This window comes from Bacillus sp. cl96 (genome assembly GCF_900100505.1).
Lineage (GTDB): Bacteria > Bacillota > Bacilli > Bacillales > Bacillaceae_G > Bacillus_A > Bacillus_A cereus.
Genome location: NZ_FNDM01000008.1, coordinates 177,596 through 193,638, shown reverse-complemented (window position 1 = coordinate 193,638; position 16,043 = coordinate 177,596). Strand labels below are relative to the sequence as shown.

The following is a 16,043-nucleotide window of genomic DNA, read 5'->3' as shown; positions in this document are numbered from 1 at the left end:
TTAAATTCAAAATCTATATGAATTTTTCCACAAAAAATAGAGTAAGGTGTGAACCTTACTCCATCTCTGCAAATACCATACGATCTTTTCCGTTAATATCGAAAACAACCTCAACATGAGCATGTGGAAAAGCTTGTTGTAACAATCTTTTTACATCCTCACCTTGTCCTACTCCAATTTCAAACGCCACAATCGCTTTCTTCTGCAACACATTCGGCAATTCTTCCATAAAACGGCGATAGAAATCTAATCCGTCTTCACCACCAACAAGTGCTCTCTTCGGCTCATGCTCTTTCACAACAGGAGAAAGACCACGCCAATCCTCTTCCGGTATATATGGAGGATTTGAAACAACAACATCTAGCTTTTGACCCGTTTTATGAAATGGTGACAATAAATCACCGTGATAGAACGTTACTTCTGCACCTAAAGCTTTTGCATTTTCTTTTGCAACTTCAATCGACTCTTGTGCAATATCTACTGTATACACATGAAGATTTTTATTTTCTAAAGCAAGCGTAATAGAAATCGCTCCACTACCTGTACCTATATCTGCTACATGTAGTTTCTCATCACCAAAATGGCGCTCGATTCTTTCTAATACTCCCACTATAAGCTCTTCTGTTTCCGGCCTTGGTATTAATACTTCTTCATTCACAAAGAAAGACCGTCCATAAAATATTTCATAACCAATCATATATTGAATAGGAATACCTTCTACATGCTTATGGATAAACTCCGTAAAGCTTTTCTCTTGTTCCTCAGTTATTTCTTCACGCATATTCATAAGTAATCCTGTTCTGTTCACCTTTAATACATGACAAAGGACAATTTCTCCCGCATTTTCATCTCGTCCATTTTCCTGTAAAAAAGAAGAAGCCCATTTCAGGGCTTCATAGACACGCATTACTCAGCTGCCTCCATCTTTTGAGCCTGATCTTCCATCACTAAGGCATTGATGAAATCATCTAACTTACCTTGTAAGATTTGATCTAGCTTTTGAATCGTTAAACCGATTCGATGGTCTGTAACACGGTTTTGCGGGAAGTTATACGTACGAATACGCTCTGAACGATCTCCCGTACCAACAGCTTGTTTACGGTTTTGATCATACTCAGCTTGCGCTTCTTGTCTAAACTTATCATAAACACGTGCGCGTAATACTTTCATCGCTTTTTCTTTATTCTTGATCTGTGATTTCTCATCCTGACAAGATACAACTACACCAGTCGGTAAATGCGTTAAACGCACCGCTGACATCGTTGTATTAACGCTCTGTCCACCAGGTCCACTAGAAGCGAATGTATCAACACGAACATCTTTCTCATGAATATCAATTTCTACTTCTTCTGCCTCTGGTAATACAGCTACAGTTGCTGTAGATGTATGAATACGTCCACCAGATTCCGTTTCAGGAACACGTTGTACACGGTGAGCACCATTCTCGAATTTCAGCTTCGCGAAAGCACCTTTACCATTAATCATAAAGATAATCTCTTTATATCCACCTAACTCTGTATAGCTAGCCTCAATAATCTCCGTTTTCCAGCCCTGTACCTCAGCGTAACGGCTATACATACGGTATAAGTCACCAGCAAATAAAGCTGCCTCGTCTCCACCAGCAGCTCCACGAACCTCAACGATAACGTTCTTATCATCATTAGGGTCTTTTGGAACAAGTAAAATTTTCAGACGCTCTGATAATGTTTTATCTTGTGATTCTAACTCAGAAACTTCTTCTTTTACCATTTCACGCATTTCTGCGTCTAACTTATCTTCTAACATTGCTTTCGCATCTTTTAATTGCTCACGAACATCCTTATACTCACGATACACCTCTACCGTTTCCTGTATATCAGACTGTTCCTTTGAATATTCACGAAGCTTATTTGAATCACTAATAATCGCTGGATCACTTAACAATTCATTTAACTTCTCATAACGATTTTCTACAGCTTGCAAACGATCTAACACATCATTCACCTCTACATCCTAGTATCTAATACAAATAGTATATGGTACTTACTCAAAAAAACGCAAATTATATTTAAAAGCGCAAGCGGCTCGCTCAGAATCGCAGGCCATTGGAGCTCTCGACCTTGAAGCGCTTTTTGCTTCGAGCGAGAGAGCGAAATGGCCGGAGATTCTAGCCGCTGGAGCTAGATAATATATTTAAAAGTGGCGGTGGCTCTTTCAGCTCTGACCAACTAAGGTTCTTTCGACCTAAAGGTGCTTTTTACCTTTCGGGCGGAAGGTTCTTAGATGCGAAGAGCTAGCCACCGGAACTAGATATATTTAAAAGCGCAAGCGGCTCACACCGCTCATTCTCTCTATTTTGAAAAAAACCCGCCTTGCGCAGCGAGTTTTACTTATCTTTGTTTGCAGGTACTGCATGACAATGACGACAACGTGGTTCATACGATTCTGAAGCTCCAACTAAAATAATTGGATCATCAAATGCCGCTGGTTCTCCATCAATTAATCGTTGTGTACGACTTGCTGGAGATCCACATACAGAACATACTGCTTGTAGTTTTGTCACATGTTCAGCAATCGCCATCAGCTGAGGAACTTGTCCAAATGGTAGACCACGGAAATCTTGGTCTAAACCAGCTACAATGACACGATAGCCACGATTTGCCAATACTTGCACCACTTCCACAATGTCCCCATCAAAAAATTGCACCTCATCGATTGCAATAACATCCAGCTCTTCTGTAATATGTTCAAATATATCCTTTGAAGCTGAAACAGGAACTGCTTTTACCTTTAATCCGTTATGTGATACAACATCTTCTTCACTATATCGATTATCAATACATGGTTTAAATACAATTGCATGTTGTTTTGCAAATTGCGTACGGCGCACACGGCGGATTAGCTCTTCTGACTTGCCAGAAAACATACTACCGCAAATCACTTCAATCCAGCCATTTTGATTTATTAAGTACATGAAGCTCTCCTTTCATCTACTTTTCAGTTAAAAGTAGGGTAAAGGTATAATATTTTCGCAAAAAAAACAGACAAGCGAATACATACACTTGCCTGTTTTATGTTTTTATTACTTAAGACCGTATTTCTTATTGAAGCGGTCAACGCGTCCGTCTGCAGTAGCAAACTTCTGACGTCCAGTGTAGAATGGGTGAGAATCAGAACTGATCTCAACTTTTAGTAATGGATAAGTGTTACCATCTTCCCACTCAACAGTTTCGTTAGATCCTTTAGTAGATCCGCTTAAGAATTTGAAGCCTGTGTTTGTGTCCATGAATACAACTTTCTTGTAATCTGGGTGAATTCCTGCTTTCATTCTTTTCATCTCCTTCCGCCCTGAATCATTTTCGAAACAGAGTTTTTCATCTTCAGCTGCATACACAACTATATTGATGAAACACATATGATGAAATTATAACAAGGCTAACTTCATTTTGCAACTACCTGTTTTTGTCTTTTGAAATTAAAAGTGTAGACGGCTCGTTTAGCTCTGACTGGCTAAGGTTCTCTCGCACAAAAGGTGCTTTTTACCTTTAGTGCGGGAGGTTCTTAGACACGAAGAGCTAGCCGTCGGAACTAGATACAATTTAAAAGCAGAAGCGGCTCGTTCAGAATGGGAGGGGGATGGAGCTTCTGACGTAGAGGTGCTTTTTACCTTGTAGGAAGACGCGAAGCCACCGACCATTTTAGCCGCTGGAGGGAGCTCATCCAGCTCTGACTAGCTCAGGTTCTTTCACTTATTTCTCTCTTTAATATCACCTAAACAGCATAAAAAACTCGCTTACTATAAAATAAGCGAGTCTTGATTTTTTCCCTTTACTTAGTTGTTACATACCTTTTCGAGTCTGCAACAATGTTTTGTAAAAACTCTTCATTTGTCTTCGTTTGACGAAGCTTACGTAAGAAACTTTCAACAAAGTCTGGTGTATCACGCATTGTCTTACGAATGCCCCATAACTTGTCTAAATGTTCTTTTGGAATTAATAGATCTTCTTTACGTGTACCAGAACGACGAATATCAATCGCTGGGAAGATACGACGTTCAGCTAATGAACGATCTAAGTGAAGTTCCATATTTCCAGTTCCTTTAAATTCCTCGTAAATAACATCGTCCATACGTGATCCTGTATCAACAAGGGCTGTTGCTAAAATTGTTAAGCTACCGCCTTCTTCAATATTACGTGCAGCTCCAAAGAAACGCTTCGGTCTATGGAAGGCAGCTGGATCGATACCACCTGATAATGTTCTACCACTTGGTGGAATAACGAGGTTGTAAGCTCGAGCTAAACGGGTAATACTATCCATTAAAATGATAACATCTTTCTTGTGCTCTACAAGACGCATCGCACGTTCTAACACAAGCTCAGCTACTTTAATATGATTTTCTGGTACTTCATCAAAAGTAGAACTTACAACATCTCCTTTAACAGAACGTTCAATGTCTGTTACTTCCTCTGGACGCTCATCAATTAAAAGTACAATTAGTTCTGCTTCCGGATGATTTGTTGTAACACTGTGCGCGATTTCTTTTAATAGACTTGTTTTACCAGCCTTTGGAGGCGCAACAATTAAACCACGTTGTCCAAATCCAACTGGTGCGATTAAATCCATGATGCGTGTCGGTAACTTTTTCGGTTCCGTTTCCAATTTCATTTGGCGATCTGGGTATAATGGTGTTAATGCAGGGAAATGCACACGCTCTTTTGCTGAATCTGGATCATCTCCGTTTACAGCTTCAACTTGTAATAACCCAAAATAGCGTTCATTTTCTTTCGGAGGTCGTACTTTACCAGAAACCTTATCTCCATTACGTAAATCGAAACGACGAATTTGCGAAGCTGAGATATAAATATCTTCTGAGCTTGGAGAATAGTTGATAGGACGTAGGAATCCAAATCCTTCTGATTGAATAATTTCTAATACGCCTTCCATGAAAAAGAAACCTTCTTTTTCTGCTCGAGCTTTCAAAATAGAAAAAATCAGCTCTTTTTTCGTTAACTTGCTATAATACGAAATCTTAAATTCTTTCGCAAGCTCGTATAACTCTTTTAATTTCATGTTTTCTAATGCTGCAATTGACAAATTCATTCAGACACCACACTTTAACGTTATTCTCTTTTTTCATGGGTAAAGGGAAAAAATACGGAAGGCAAATAATTAATAATGAAAGGCAATAAGTTCAAGTAGGGTAATATTCACTATTGTAACCCTTTTATCTAGTTTTAATCAATACGTTGGAACACAAATACAAGAAGCGAAGACAAGAAAATTTGTCTTCGCTTCTTATTTAATTTAGTTCCAGCTCCGATAGTTAGAAAGATCGACCATTTTAACCTTTCTGAAGGAGCTGCTTACGCTTTTTATTTAATCTAGCTTCAGCAGCTAGAATGGTCGGTGGCTTCACTTCTTCCTGCGAGGCAAAAAGCACCTCTACGTCAGAAGCTCCATCCCCCTCCCATTCTGAACGAGCTGCTTACGCTTTTTACTTAAATCCAGTTCCAGTGGCTAGAATCTCCGGTCATTTTACTCTCTCACTCGAAGCAAAGAGCGCTTCAAGGTCGAGAGTTGAAAGTGTCCTGCGATTCTGAGCGAGCCGCTTCCACCTTTTACTTAATAACCAAGTTCGGTTTTTTATTTAAGCTATGACGACCATCTACGAAGCGAACTGTGCCTGATTTTGCGCGCATAACAAGGGATTGCGTTGTTCCTACGCTACCTTTAAATTGAACACCACGTAATAGTTCTCCATCTGTTACGCCTGTTGCTGCAAAGATTGCATCGTCACCTTTTACTAAGTCCTCCATGCGAAGGATACGATTAATGTCTTCTATGCCCATTTTTTTACAACGTGCTAATTCAGCTTCGTTTTGTGGCAATAGTTTTCCGTGAATTTCTCCACCTAAACATTTTAAAGCAACTGCTGCTAATACACCTTCAGGTGCTCCACCAGATCCAAATAAAATATCTACACCTGTACGATCAAACGCTGTATTAATCGCTCCAGCTACATCTCCATCATTAATCAATTTAATGCGCGCACCAGCTTTACGAATTTCTTCGATAATTTCTTGATGACGTGGACGATTTAAAACTGTCGCTACAACATCTTCAATATCTTTATTTTTCGCTTTCGCAACTGCACGTAAGTTATCAATAATAGGCGCATCAATGTCGACCGCCCCAACTGCTTCTGGGCCAACCGCGATTTTATCCATGTACATGTCAGGGGCATGTAACAAATTACCGTGGTCTGCAATTGCAATGACAGCAAGAGCATTCCAGCCACCGGCTGCTACGATGTTTGTCCCTTCTAAAGGATCAACCGCAACGTCTACACGTGGTCCATATCCTGTACCTAATTTCTCTCCGATATATAGCATTGGTGCTTCATCCATCTCACCTTCACCAATTACAACTGTACCTTTCATCGGAATTGTATCAAATACATCACGCATAGCTGATGTTGCTGCACCGTCTGCCTCATCCTTTTTCCCGCGCCCCATCCAACGCGCTGATGATAAAGCTGCAGCCTCTGTTACACGTACTAACTCCATAGATAAACTTCTTTCCACGATAATCCCTCTCCTTTAAGCCTTTATATTTCTGCCGTATTTTGTGAACCGTGTTTTTCTATAAAGTGTACTTCCGCAAGTAGTGATGCTTCGCTTCCCCCTTGCGGAAGTATCACTTATGCGTTCTTCATTTCTTCAATTTCTTGCTTTGTCATTTGTTCTCGCCAAATGTTTGCACCAAGCCCTTTAAGCTTGTCCACTATATTCTCATAACCTCGATCAATATGCTCAAGTCCTGTTACTTCTGTAATTCCATCTGCCATTAACCCTGCAATAACAAGTGCCGCTCCTGCTCGTAAATCACTCGCCTTCACTTTTGCACCTTGCAGTAACACAGGACCAGTTACAATTGCCGAACGACCCTCTACTTTAATTTGAGCATTCATACGACGTAATTCATCAATGTGTTTGAAACGGGCACCGTAAATTGTATCTGTTACAACTCCCGTTCCGTGTGCCTTTGTTAAAAGCGTCGTAAACGGCTGTTGTAAATCCGTTGGAAAACCTGGATATACAAGCGTTTTGATATCAACTACTTTTAACTTTCTATTACCGTTCACCGTAATTTGATCATCGTTCGTTTCAACTTGAACACCAGCTTCTCTTAGCTTTGCAGTAACTGATTCTAAATGCTGAGGAATAACGTTATCAACCGTTACTTCTCCTCCTGATGCAGCTCCTAGAATCATATACGTACCAGCTTCAATACGATCTGGGATGATAGTATGGTGACAACCATGTAAAGAGTCAACACCATCTATTCGGATTACGTCAGTACCAGCACCTTTAATACGTGCTCCCATGCTTGTTAACAATGTAGCTACATCAATGATCTCAGGCTCTTTCGCTGCATTTTCAATAACAGTTCTACCTTTCGCTCGTACAGCTGCTAGCATAATATTAATCGTAGCTCCTACACTAACAACATCTAAATAAATACGTGCCCCGCGTAGCTCATCTGCTCTTAAATAGATGGCACCTTGTTCATTCGTAACATGTGCACCTAGCGCTTCAAACCCTTTAATATGCTGATCAATCGGCCTCGGTCCTAAATGACATCCACCCGGAAGCCCAATAACAGCTTTTTTAAAACGGCCAAGCATTGCACCCATTAAATAATAAGAAGCGCGCAATTTTTTCACTTTTCCATTTGGCAAAGGCATTGCAACCATGTTAGAAGGATCGACTACCATCTCTTCCTCCTGTCCATAAGTTACTTTCCCTCCAATTTCCTCTAGTAAGTCTCCTAACATTTTCACGTCCGAAATATTAGGGACACCACCAATAGTTACTGGAGTATCTGCTAAAATTGTCGCTGGAATTAATGCAACGGCACTGTTCTTTGCACCACTTACTCGAATTGTTCCATTTAAAGCTCTTCCGCCTTCAATTAGCAATTTTTCCATATTGAGCTCCCTTCTTGTGAATGTATTTACTTTCTATCTTTTTATAGAAAGCTCCCCTTAAGAATCTCAATTACTCTTTCCATCCCAAAACTCAATAAATAGGAAACCATTATCTTCATTTCTCCTGTAGCACGAATAGATAAAGATCAACTATTCATCGAATTTACTTTATCAATTTAGATACGTTATCACATTTATTAATAGGACTATGCACATTATTTTCTATTTAAAAACCAAAAATGATAAAATCTTTAGACTTGTTCACGCTTTCATTATACAACGAAAGGAAACCGTCTAAAAGACTAGACGGTTTCCAAAACGGAATTTTATTCTTACGCTTTACCGTTAGAACCGAATTCGCGAATTTTACCAATAACAGTTGCTTTGATAGCGTCGCGGCCAGGTCCGATAAATTTACGAGGATCGTAAACTTCTTGGTCTTTGTTTAATACTTCACGAACAGCTTTTGTAAACTCGATTTGGTTCTCAGTGTTTACGTTGATTTTTGAAGTACCTAAAGAGATAGCTTTTTCGATATCAGCAGTTGGGATACCAGTACCACCATGTAATACTAAAGGTACGCCAGTGAAGTCACGAACTTGTTCCATTTCAGCGAATCCTAAGTTAGGCTCACCTTTGTAAGGACCGTGTACAGAACCTAAAGCTGGAGCTAGGCAATCGATACCTGTTGCTTCAACAAGGTGCTTACACTCTGCTGGGTCAGCGTAAATTACGCCTTCAGCGATTACGTCGTCTTCTTGTCCGCCAACTGTTCCAAGCTCAGCTTCAACAGATACGTTACGAGCGTGTGCGTATTCTACTACTTGTTTAGTAGTTTCAACGTTTTCTTCGAATGGGTGGTGAGAAGCGTCGATCATTACAGATGTGAAACCTGCATCGATTGCTTCTTTACATTTTTCGAAGCTTGAACCATGGTCAAGGTGAATCGCTACAGGAACAGTGATGTTCATTTCTTCGATTAAAGCTTTAACCATAGCTACAACTGTTTTGAAACCAGTCATATGACGAGCTGCACCCTCAGATACACCTAGGATTACAGGAGATTTTTCTTCTTCCGCAGCAGCTAAGATAGCTTGAGTCCACTCTAAGTTGTTCATGTTGAATTGACCAACTGCGTATTTTCCTTCTAGTGCTTTGTTTAGCATTTCTTTCATAGAAACTAAAGGCATGGTGAATCCTCCTAAAAAACGTTTTTTGTATCCGATAAGTTCTTATCGCTGGTAGTATGACCAGAATAAGGTAAAATATGTATATCTACATACCGGACTTTTTTCTACACTCAATAGGATAACAACTTGTACTCAAAAACTCAACCGTATTCACCTGCACAATAGTCCATGTAAACGCTTTTTTCCATATTTTTTATAAAAAATTCATTTTTATGCCTCTACAGCGAGCTCATTTCTCACAGCTTGACGAATTTCATCAATATCAAATGGTTTAGCAAAATGCATTAAAGCTCCTAAATCTTTTGCTTCTTGGATCATATCAAGCTCTCCATAAGCAGTCATTAAAATTACTTTAATACTCTCATCAATTTCTTTTACATGCTTTAAAATCTCTATACCATCCATGCCTGGAATTTTCATATCTAACACTACTAAATCTGGATTATCTTTTTTCACGATATCTAAAGCTTGAAATCCATTCGCTGCTTGGAATGTCTGATAACCTTCTTTTTGGAACACTTCATGTAATAACACACGAATCCCATATTGATCATCAACGATTAAAATTTTACCTTCCATAATTCCCAACCTTTCTGTGTAAGTACAAGATTTAAAGCTTCTTATATCTTAACGATTTAATTTCGCTATTCTTTGGCAAATTCCTTCCTATTCTTTCTTATTTTACCGTTTCCTATTTTGTTATGCTACCCTACGATTTCACCTTTCTAAAAAAATAAATTATAATGAAAGCCGGCAAACACGTACGAAGGGAGTAACATTATGTTAAAAATTTTTTCAACTCAATTAAGTGGTTATTTCTCCAGAGTTTCTCAAAAAGAAGAAATGAATATAGAAGATAGCGCTCGTTTACTTGCTCAAGCACTAGTTGGCGATGGTTTCATTTATTTACATGGTACAAATGAAATGGAGGGCGTTGTTGCCGAGGCACTATTCGGTGCTGAACCAATGAAGCAAGCAAAACGCTTATTTGAAAATGGTAAAGAAGCAGAAGTAACCTCTGCGGATCGTGTACTTCTTATTAGCCGTTTTTCAACAGATGAAGCGGTTGTAGAAATTGCAAAAAAACTACAAGAAGAGGGACACTCTATTGTGGGCATTTCTGCTCTTCAAGAAGGGACAGAATCACTGGAACGATATACAGACGTACATATTGATACAAAACTGTTAAAAGGTCTTATTCCAGACGATGAAGGTAATCGCTACGGATTCCCAAGTTTAATAGTAGCTTTATTTGCTTATCACGGGATTAAATTTACAATCGATGAAATGTTAAATGAATATTAAAAAAAGCGCCTTATTTCAGGCGCTTTTTTTATTACTTGCTCTCTTTATTCGTAATAGAAGCTCTTACGAAGTCATGGAACAATGGTTGTGGACGGTTTGGACGAGAAACAAGTTCTGGGTGGAACTGTGCTGCCACGAACCAAGGATGATCTTTTAATTCAATGATTTCAACTAGACGACCGTCTGGGCTTGTACCAGAGAATACAAATCCTTCTTTTTCCATATCCGGACGGAACTGGTTGTTGAACTCATAACGATGACGATGACGTTCATATACAACCGGCTCATTATAAGCATTGTAAGCATTTGTTTCTTCAGCAAGCTTACATGGGTATAGACCAAGACGAAGTGTACCACCTAGGTCCTCTACATCTTTTTGTTCTGGTAATAAGTCGATGATTGCATATGGTGTGTCAGGGTTGATTTCAGAAGAGTTAGCACCTTCTAAACCTAATACATTACGTGCGAATTCGATTGATGCAAGTTGCATACCTAAGCAAATTCCTAAGAATGGAACTTTGTTTTCACGAGCATATTGAATCGCAACGATTTTACCTTCTACACCACGATCGCCGAAGCCACCTGGTACAAGGATACCGTCTGTATCGCCAACTAATTCTTTTACATTTTCTGCTGTTACGTGCTCAGCATTTACCCATTTTACTTCTACATCTGTGTCGAATGAGTAACCAGCATGACGAAGTGCTTCTACAACAGAAATATAAGCATCTTGAAGTTCTACATATTTACCAACAAGAGCGATTTTTGTTTTCTTAGAAAGATTACGCACTTTGTTAACTAGAGCAGTCCACTCTGTCATATCTGCAGCTGGATTGTCTAATTTTAAGTGGTCACAAACGATTTGGTCCATATTTTGTTCTTGAAGAGATAATGGAACCGCATATAAAGTATCTGCATCGCGAGCTTCGATAACCGCTTTTGTATCAATGTCACAGAATAATGCAAGCTTGTCTTTCATATCTTGAGAAACAGGCATTTCTGTACGAACAACGATAATGTTTGGTTGAATACCTAAGCTACGAAGTTCTTTAACACTATGTTGTGTTGGTTTTGTCTTCATTTCACCCGCTGCTTTTAAGTACGGGATTAACGTACAGTGAATGTACATTACATTGTCACGACCGATGTCGCTCTTAATTTGACGGATTGCTTCTAAGAATGGTAGAGACTCGATGTCACCAACAGTTCCACCGATTTCTGTAATAACAACATCCGCATTTGTTTCACGACCAGAACGATATACGCGTTCTTTAATTTCGTTAGTAATGTGAGGAATAACTTGAACTGTTCCTCCTAAATATTCACCGCGACGCTCTTTTTGAAGAACTGAAGAGTAAATTTTACCTGTTGTTACGTTGCTGTATTTGTTTAAGTTAATGTCGATAAAACGCTCATAGTGACCAAGGTCTAAGTCAGTTTCTGCGCCATCATCTGTTACGAATACCTCACCGTGTTGATATGGGCTCATAGTCCCTGGGTCTACGTTAATGTATGGATCAAACTTTTGAATCGTTACGTTTAAACCACGATTTTTTAAAAGTCTTCCAAGAGATGCTGCTGTAATACCTTTTCCTAAAGACGATACTACACCGCCTGTTACAAAAATATACTTAGTCATGAAAAAGCTCCCTTCTATTTTGCTGTTATATAATCACCGTTGCAAAGCGCAACGTATGTAGATAACACTGTATCCATCTTATTGTTAGACTCTTTTTATTTTCTAAACAAAAAACAAAAAAGAAAATTGCTCCCCTCATCACAAAAAGTAATAAGTAGGGAGCAATTTTCTTTTATATTTACACTTTAAAAGTATTATCGTCCTTTTTTAAAGAGCCCAAAAATGATTCTACATGGACGATAATGAAAAGTCAAGAACTACAGTTCTTCCTCTTCTTCTTCTTCAGTTTCGTCATACTCAAGTTCTTCTTCAGCGAAGTCGTCGTCATCTTCGTCTAAATCATCAAGATCGTCGTCATCTCCGTCTTCTTCTTCAAGAACCTTGTCCAAATCTTCTACATCATCATCTTCGTCTTCACTTACGTCTGCATCGTCGAAGTCATCTTCATCTTCTTCAATGTAGTCGTCAAAACCGTCTTCTTCAACTTTACGTTTCTTCTTCGGTTTTGGTTGAGGCAAGATTTCTTCATCAATTTGCTCGTATGGGTACCAGCTGCGTAGCCCCCAACGATTTTCTCCTAAATTAATGAAACGTCCATCGATGTTTAAGTCTGTATAAAATTGTGCGATTTTCGCATTAACTTGCTCTTGAGATAGTCCCAGCACTTGAGCGATTTCTTGAACCAACTCGTTGAATGTCGTTGCTTGTTTTTTATCCCCTAAAACGCTATGTACAACTTCAATCATTGAACATTCTTTTAGCTCTTCTGGTGAATATTGCTTAAAATCCACTTATGCGGCACTTCCTTTCATCAAATATAACCTTATATATAACGGCCTGCTTAAAAAAATCCATACTATTCATTATAAACAAAAGTCGCACAAATATGCTACAAAAAAAACGGGAAACTTTTATAGGGTAGTAAAATTATAATTTGTCTGTTCCTTATTTCGGAAGCATATGGGCCCCTTGCAATACATACCTAATTTGCATTTCTGTATATTCTTCGAGCGTATACAGTTTTTGCAGCGCCCAGCGTCTAAATCCCCACATCTGTCCTTGTATAAAAATATTATGGGCAAGAAGCTGTATTTCTTTTTTATTTAATGTAAATGTTCCATTTTCCGTACACTGTTCTAAAATATTCTCGAACATTCCTACCATTTGAAACTCCTTTTCTAATACATACGGAAGTGATTCTTTCGGTAAAAAGCGTACCTCTTGATACATTATCAATACTTCTTCCTGTAATTCATCCATCACTTTAAAGTAATTCGTTATTGCTATCTTTAAACTTTCTACACTCCCTTTTTCTGTACAAACTACTTCCTCTAATCTTTCTTTTACATGTTCATAAATACTATCACAAACTAAATACAAAACATCATCTTTTGTACGAATGTACTCATAAAGTGTCCCTATACTAAATCCAGCCGCTTTTGCAATTTCTCTCGTTGTTGTACGCGGAAATCCTTTTTGTTTAAACAGTTGCACCGCACCTTTAATCATTTGCTCACGTCTTAACGCAACTAATTTTTCATCTTTCACCGATGCATGTACATTATGTTTAACCATTCCCTTCACCTCTCTCTATTATTTTTTGGAAGGAAAAAGCGTAGGAAAATACCTACGCTTTCGTTCCTACTTCGTTAACATACGAGAAATTACAAGCCTCTGAATCTCTTGTGTTCCTTCATATATTTGTGTAATTTTTGCATCTCGCATATAACGCTCTACTGGATAATCTTTCGTATAACCGTAACCACCAAATACTTGCACCGCTTCAGTCGTCACCCTCATCGCTGTATCTCCTGCAAATACTTTTGACATCGCTGACTCTTTTCCATACGGAAGCCCTTCTGATTCAAGCCAAGCCGCTTGATATGTTAAAAGGCGTGCCGCTTCTACATCTGTTGCCATATCCGCAAGTTTAAAGCCAATCCCTTGCTGCGCCGCAATTGGTTTTCCAAATTGATGGCGCTCCCTTGCATATTCTACAGAAGCATCTAAAGCCCCTTGTGCAATACCAACAGCTTGCGCCGCAATACCGTTACGACCTCCATCTAATGTTTGCATCGCAACTTTAAACCCTTGCCCCTCTTCTCCAAGTAGATTCTCTACAGGAATACGGCAATCTTCAAACATAATTTCAGTCGTTGGTGAAGAGCGAATCCCTAGCTTGCTCTCCTTCTTCCCAACTGAAAATCCCGGTGTATCACTTTCTACAATAAATGCACTCGTACCGCGCTGCTTTGATTCAGGATCAGTTAGCGCAAAAACGACATAAATATCAGCAATACCGCCATTTGTAATGAAAATTTTTGATCCATTTAAAATATAATGGTCTCCATCTCTCTTTGCGATTGTCTTCATTCCACCAGCATCCGATCCAGATCCTGGCTCCGTTAAGCCGTATGCACCAATTTTCTTTCCTTCAGCCATCGGTCGTAAAAACTTTTGCTTTTGCTCTTCCGTCCCAAATTTAAAAATTGGCCATCCTGCAAGTGAAGTATGCGCGGACAGTGTTACGCCTGTTGAAGCACAAACGCGGGATAATTCTTCAATAGCGATTACGTACGCTAAGTAATCGCTTCCAATTCCACCGTACTCTTCAGGCCACGGAATACCGGTTAAACCAAGCTCTGCCATTTGATCAAATAATTCTCGATCAAATCGCTCTTCCTCATCACGCTCAGCTGCTGTTGGTGCCACTTCATTTTTAGCAAAATCTCGAACCATTTTTCTTATCATTTCATGTTCTTCTGATAGTTTAAAATGCATCTCCGTCTCCCCCTCGCCCTTTTATAAAGCACGGCTAATAACAAGTTTCTGTATTTCACTTGTTCCTTCATATATTTGCGTGATTTTCGCATCACGGAAAAATCGTTCTACTGGATAGTCTTTCGTATAACCGTAACCACCGAACACTTGCACCGCCTCAATCGCGACTTCAACCGCTGTCTTAGAAGCAAATAATTTCGCAATAGATGCTTCTTTACCGCATGGTAATCCCTGTGCCCTAAGAGATGCCGCTCTATATACGAGTAACCTTGCTGCTTCGACACTTGTTGCCATATCTGCAAGCTTGAAGCCAATCCCTTGCTGCGCCGCAATTGGCTTCCCGAATTGCTCTCTTTCTTTTGCATAATCAATTGCACAGCCAAGCGCCGCTTCAGCAATTCCTAACGCCTGCGCACCGATTCCAATTCGCCCAACATCTAAATTCGCCATTGCCACCTTAAATCCTTGTCCTTCTTCCCCAAGTAAATTCTCAGCTGGCACTTTCATATCTTCAAAAGTAAGTTGTACTGTACGAGAACCGAGAAGTCCCATCTTATGTTCATCTTTTCCAATGATTAAACCAGGTGTATCTTTCTCTACTATAAATGCAGAAATACCACTTTTTCCTGCCTCTGGATTTGTAGAAGCGAATACAATGTATGTACTTGCTTCACCACCATTTGTAATAAACACTTTCGATCCATTAATAATATAATGATCACCTTTTTTCACAGCTCTTGATTTCAAACTCCCTGCATCTGATCCTGCATTTGGCTCTGTTAAAGCAAATGCACCTAAATATTCCCCAGTTGCAAGTTTAGAAACATATTTTTTCTTCTGTTCTTCTGTTCCGAAATATAAAATCGGATTCATTCCAACTGACGTATGTACAGCTAAAATTACACCAACTGTTGCACTTACCTTTGAGATTTCCTCAATTGCTAGAATGTAAGATATAAAGTCCATTTCTGCCCCACCGTATTTTGCAGGCGCTGGAATACCCATTAATCCAAGCTCACCCATCTTTTGCAAAATCTCTTTCGGGAACACCCCTTGTTCCATACTAGGAACAAAGGGAGCTATTTCCTTCTGTGCAAAATCCCGAACCATTTTCCTCATCATTTGCTGCTCTTCATTAAAACGAAAGTTCATATATTCC

The 16,043-nt window shown here is 39.2% G+C and carries 15 protein-coding genes; 1 reads left to right on the top strand and 14 read right to left on the bottom strand.

Features of this window, described 5'->3' with window-relative positions:
• Window positions 1-55 precede the first annotated feature (55 nt).
• The 9 genes from prmC to spo0F form a co-directional block, all read right to left on the bottom strand.
• The gene (prmC, locus tag BLT20_RS18670) at window positions 56-907 is read right to left on the bottom strand and encodes a peptide chain release factor N(5)-glutamine methyltransferase (protein WP_001267061.1); all 852 of its coding nucleotides are present in this window, start codon (window positions 905-907) and stop codon (window positions 56-58) included.
• Window positions 907-1,974, bottom strand: coding sequence for a peptide chain release factor 1 (prfA, locus tag BLT20_RS18665; protein ID WP_000887064.1), 1,068 nt, complete (start codon window positions 1,972-1,974; stop codon window positions 907-909). The genes prmC and prfA overlap by 1 nt, the downstream gene beginning before the upstream one ends.
• Window positions 1,975-2,365: 391 nt before the next feature.
• Window positions 2,366-2,953: a thymidine kinase gene (locus tag BLT20_RS18655; RefSeq protein ID WP_000280859.1), complete on the bottom strand. Its 588-nt coding sequence runs from the start codon at window positions 2,951-2,953 to the stop codon at window positions 2,366-2,368.
• A 108-nt stretch (window positions 2,954-3,061) separates the two neighbouring features.
• On the bottom strand, window positions 3,062-3,307 hold the full coding sequence (locus BLT20_RS18650; protein WP_000643433.1) for a type B 50S ribosomal protein L31: 246 nt from the start codon (window positions 3,305-3,307) through the stop codon (window positions 3,062-3,064).
• A 500-nt stretch (window positions 3,308-3,807) separates the two neighbouring features.
• Window positions 3,808-5,079, bottom strand: a complete 1,272-nt coding sequence (gene rho, locus BLT20_RS18640; protein WP_001053903.1) for a transcription termination factor Rho — start codon at window positions 5,077-5,079, stop codon at window positions 3,808-3,810.
• A 518-nt stretch (window positions 5,080-5,597) separates the two neighbouring features.
• The gene (gene glpX / locus BLT20_RS18630; RefSeq protein ID WP_000442340.1) at window positions 5,598-6,563 is read right to left on the bottom strand and encodes a class II fructose-bisphosphatase; all 966 of its coding nucleotides are present in this window, start codon (window positions 6,561-6,563) and stop codon (window positions 5,598-5,600) included.
• Window positions 6,564-6,679: 116 nt separating this feature from the next.
• Window positions 6,680-7,969, bottom strand: a complete 1,290-nt coding sequence (gene murA / locus BLT20_RS18620; RefSeq protein ID WP_000413254.1) for a UDP-N-acetylglucosamine 1-carboxyvinyltransferase — start codon at window positions 7,967-7,969, stop codon at window positions 6,680-6,682.
• A 332-nt stretch (window positions 7,970-8,301) separates the two neighbouring features.
• Entirely contained in the window at window positions 8,302-9,159 is an 858-nt protein-coding gene (locus tag BLT20_RS18615) for a class II fructose-bisphosphate aldolase (RefSeq protein ID WP_001131855.1), read from the bottom strand.
• A gap of 210 nt (window positions 9,160-9,369) precedes the next feature.
• Entirely contained in the window at window positions 9,370-9,738 is a 369-nt protein-coding gene (gene spo0F / locus BLT20_RS18610; protein ID WP_000398594.1) for a sporulation initiation phosphotransferase Spo0F, read from the bottom strand.
• 201 nt (window positions 9,739-9,939) lie between these two features.
• Here spo0F and BLT20_RS18605 point away from each other — a divergent pair, with 201 nt between their 5' ends.
• Entirely contained in the window at window positions 9,940-10,464 is a 525-nt protein-coding gene (locus tag BLT20_RS18605; protein WP_000912402.1) for a DUF2529 domain-containing protein, read from the top strand.
• A gap of 31 nt (window positions 10,465-10,495) precedes the next feature.
• Here BLT20_RS18605 and pyrG read toward each other — a convergent pair whose 3' ends face one another.
• From pyrG to BLT20_RS18580, 5 genes are all read right to left on the bottom strand, one after another.
• Complete coding sequence (gene pyrG / locus BLT20_RS18600; protein WP_000170460.1) at window positions 10,496-12,103, bottom strand: CTP synthase; 1,608 nt, start codon at window positions 12,101-12,103, stop codon at window positions 10,496-10,498.
• Between the two features lie 257 nt (window positions 12,104-12,360).
• Window positions 12,361-12,894 carry a DNA-directed RNA polymerase subunit delta gene (rpoE, locus tag BLT20_RS18595; RefSeq protein WP_000346279.1) on the bottom strand — a complete coding sequence of 178 codons (534 nt, stop codon included), beginning with the start codon at window positions 12,892-12,894 and terminating at the stop codon, window positions 12,361-12,363.
• A 154-nt stretch (window positions 12,895-13,048) separates the two neighbouring features.
• Window positions 13,049-13,678 (bottom strand): TetR/AcrR family transcriptional regulator, encoded by a 630-nt coding sequence (locus BLT20_RS18590; RefSeq protein ID WP_000238605.1) that lies wholly within the window; start codon window positions 13,676-13,678, stop codon window positions 13,049-13,051.
• A gap of 66 nt (window positions 13,679-13,744) precedes the next feature.
• The gene (gene acdA / locus BLT20_RS18585) at window positions 13,745-14,884 is read right to left on the bottom strand and encodes an acyl-CoA dehydrogenase AcdA (protein WP_000545544.1); all 1,140 of its coding nucleotides are present in this window, start codon (window positions 14,882-14,884) and stop codon (window positions 13,745-13,747) included.
• Window positions 14,885-14,905: 21 nt separating this feature from the next.
• Complete coding sequence (locus BLT20_RS18580) at window positions 14,906-16,036, bottom strand: acyl-CoA dehydrogenase (protein ID WP_001011179.1); 1,131 nt, start codon at window positions 16,034-16,036, stop codon at window positions 14,906-14,908.
• Between the last annotated feature and the right edge of the window lie 7 nt (window positions 16,037-16,043).

Excerpts from the sequence above, each read along its gene's own strand:
- prmC (WP_001267061.1), bottom strand. The coding sequence starts at position 907 with ATGCGTGTCTATGAAGCCCTGAAATGGGCTTCTTCTTTTTTACAGGAA.
- BLT20_RS18655 (WP_000280859.1), bottom strand. The coding sequence starts at position 2,953 with ATGTACTTAATAAATCAAAATGGCTGGATTGAAGTGATTTGCGGTAGT.
- BLT20_RS18650 (WP_000643433.1), bottom strand. The coding sequence starts at position 3,307 with ATGAAAGCAGGAATTCACCCAGATTACAAGAAAGTTGTATTCATGGAC.
- rho (WP_001053903.1), bottom strand. The coding sequence starts at position 5,079 with ATGAATTTGTCAATTGCAGCATTAGAAAACATGAAATTAAAAGAGTTA.
- murA (WP_000413254.1), bottom strand. The coding sequence starts at position 7,969 with ATGGAAAAATTGCTAATTGAAGGCGGAAGAGCTTTAAATGGAACAATT.
- BLT20_RS18615 (WP_001131855.1), bottom strand. The coding sequence starts at position 9,159 with ATGCCTTTAGTTTCTATGAAAGAAATGCTAAACAAAGCACTAGAAGGA.
- spo0F (WP_000398594.1), bottom strand. The coding sequence starts at position 9,738 with ATGGAAGGTAAAATTTTAATCGTTGATGATCAATATGGGATTCGTGTG.
- BLT20_RS18605 (WP_000912402.1), top strand. The coding sequence starts at position 9,940 with ATGTTAAAAATTTTTTCAACTCAATTAAGTGGTTATTTCTCCAGAGTT.
- pyrG (WP_000170460.1), bottom strand. The coding sequence starts at position 12,103 with ATGACTAAGTATATTTTTGTAACAGGCGGTGTAGTATCGTCTTTAGGA.
- BLT20_RS18590 (WP_000238605.1), bottom strand. The coding sequence starts at position 13,678 with ATGGTTAAACATAATGTACATGCATCGGTGAAAGATGAAAAATTAGTT.
- acdA (WP_000545544.1), bottom strand. The coding sequence starts at position 14,884 with ATGCATTTTAAACTATCAGAAGAACATGAAATGATAAGAAAAATGGTT.
- BLT20_RS18580 (WP_001011179.1), bottom strand. The coding sequence starts at position 16,036 with ATGAACTTTCGTTTTAATGAAGAGCAGCAAATGATGAGGAAAATGGTT.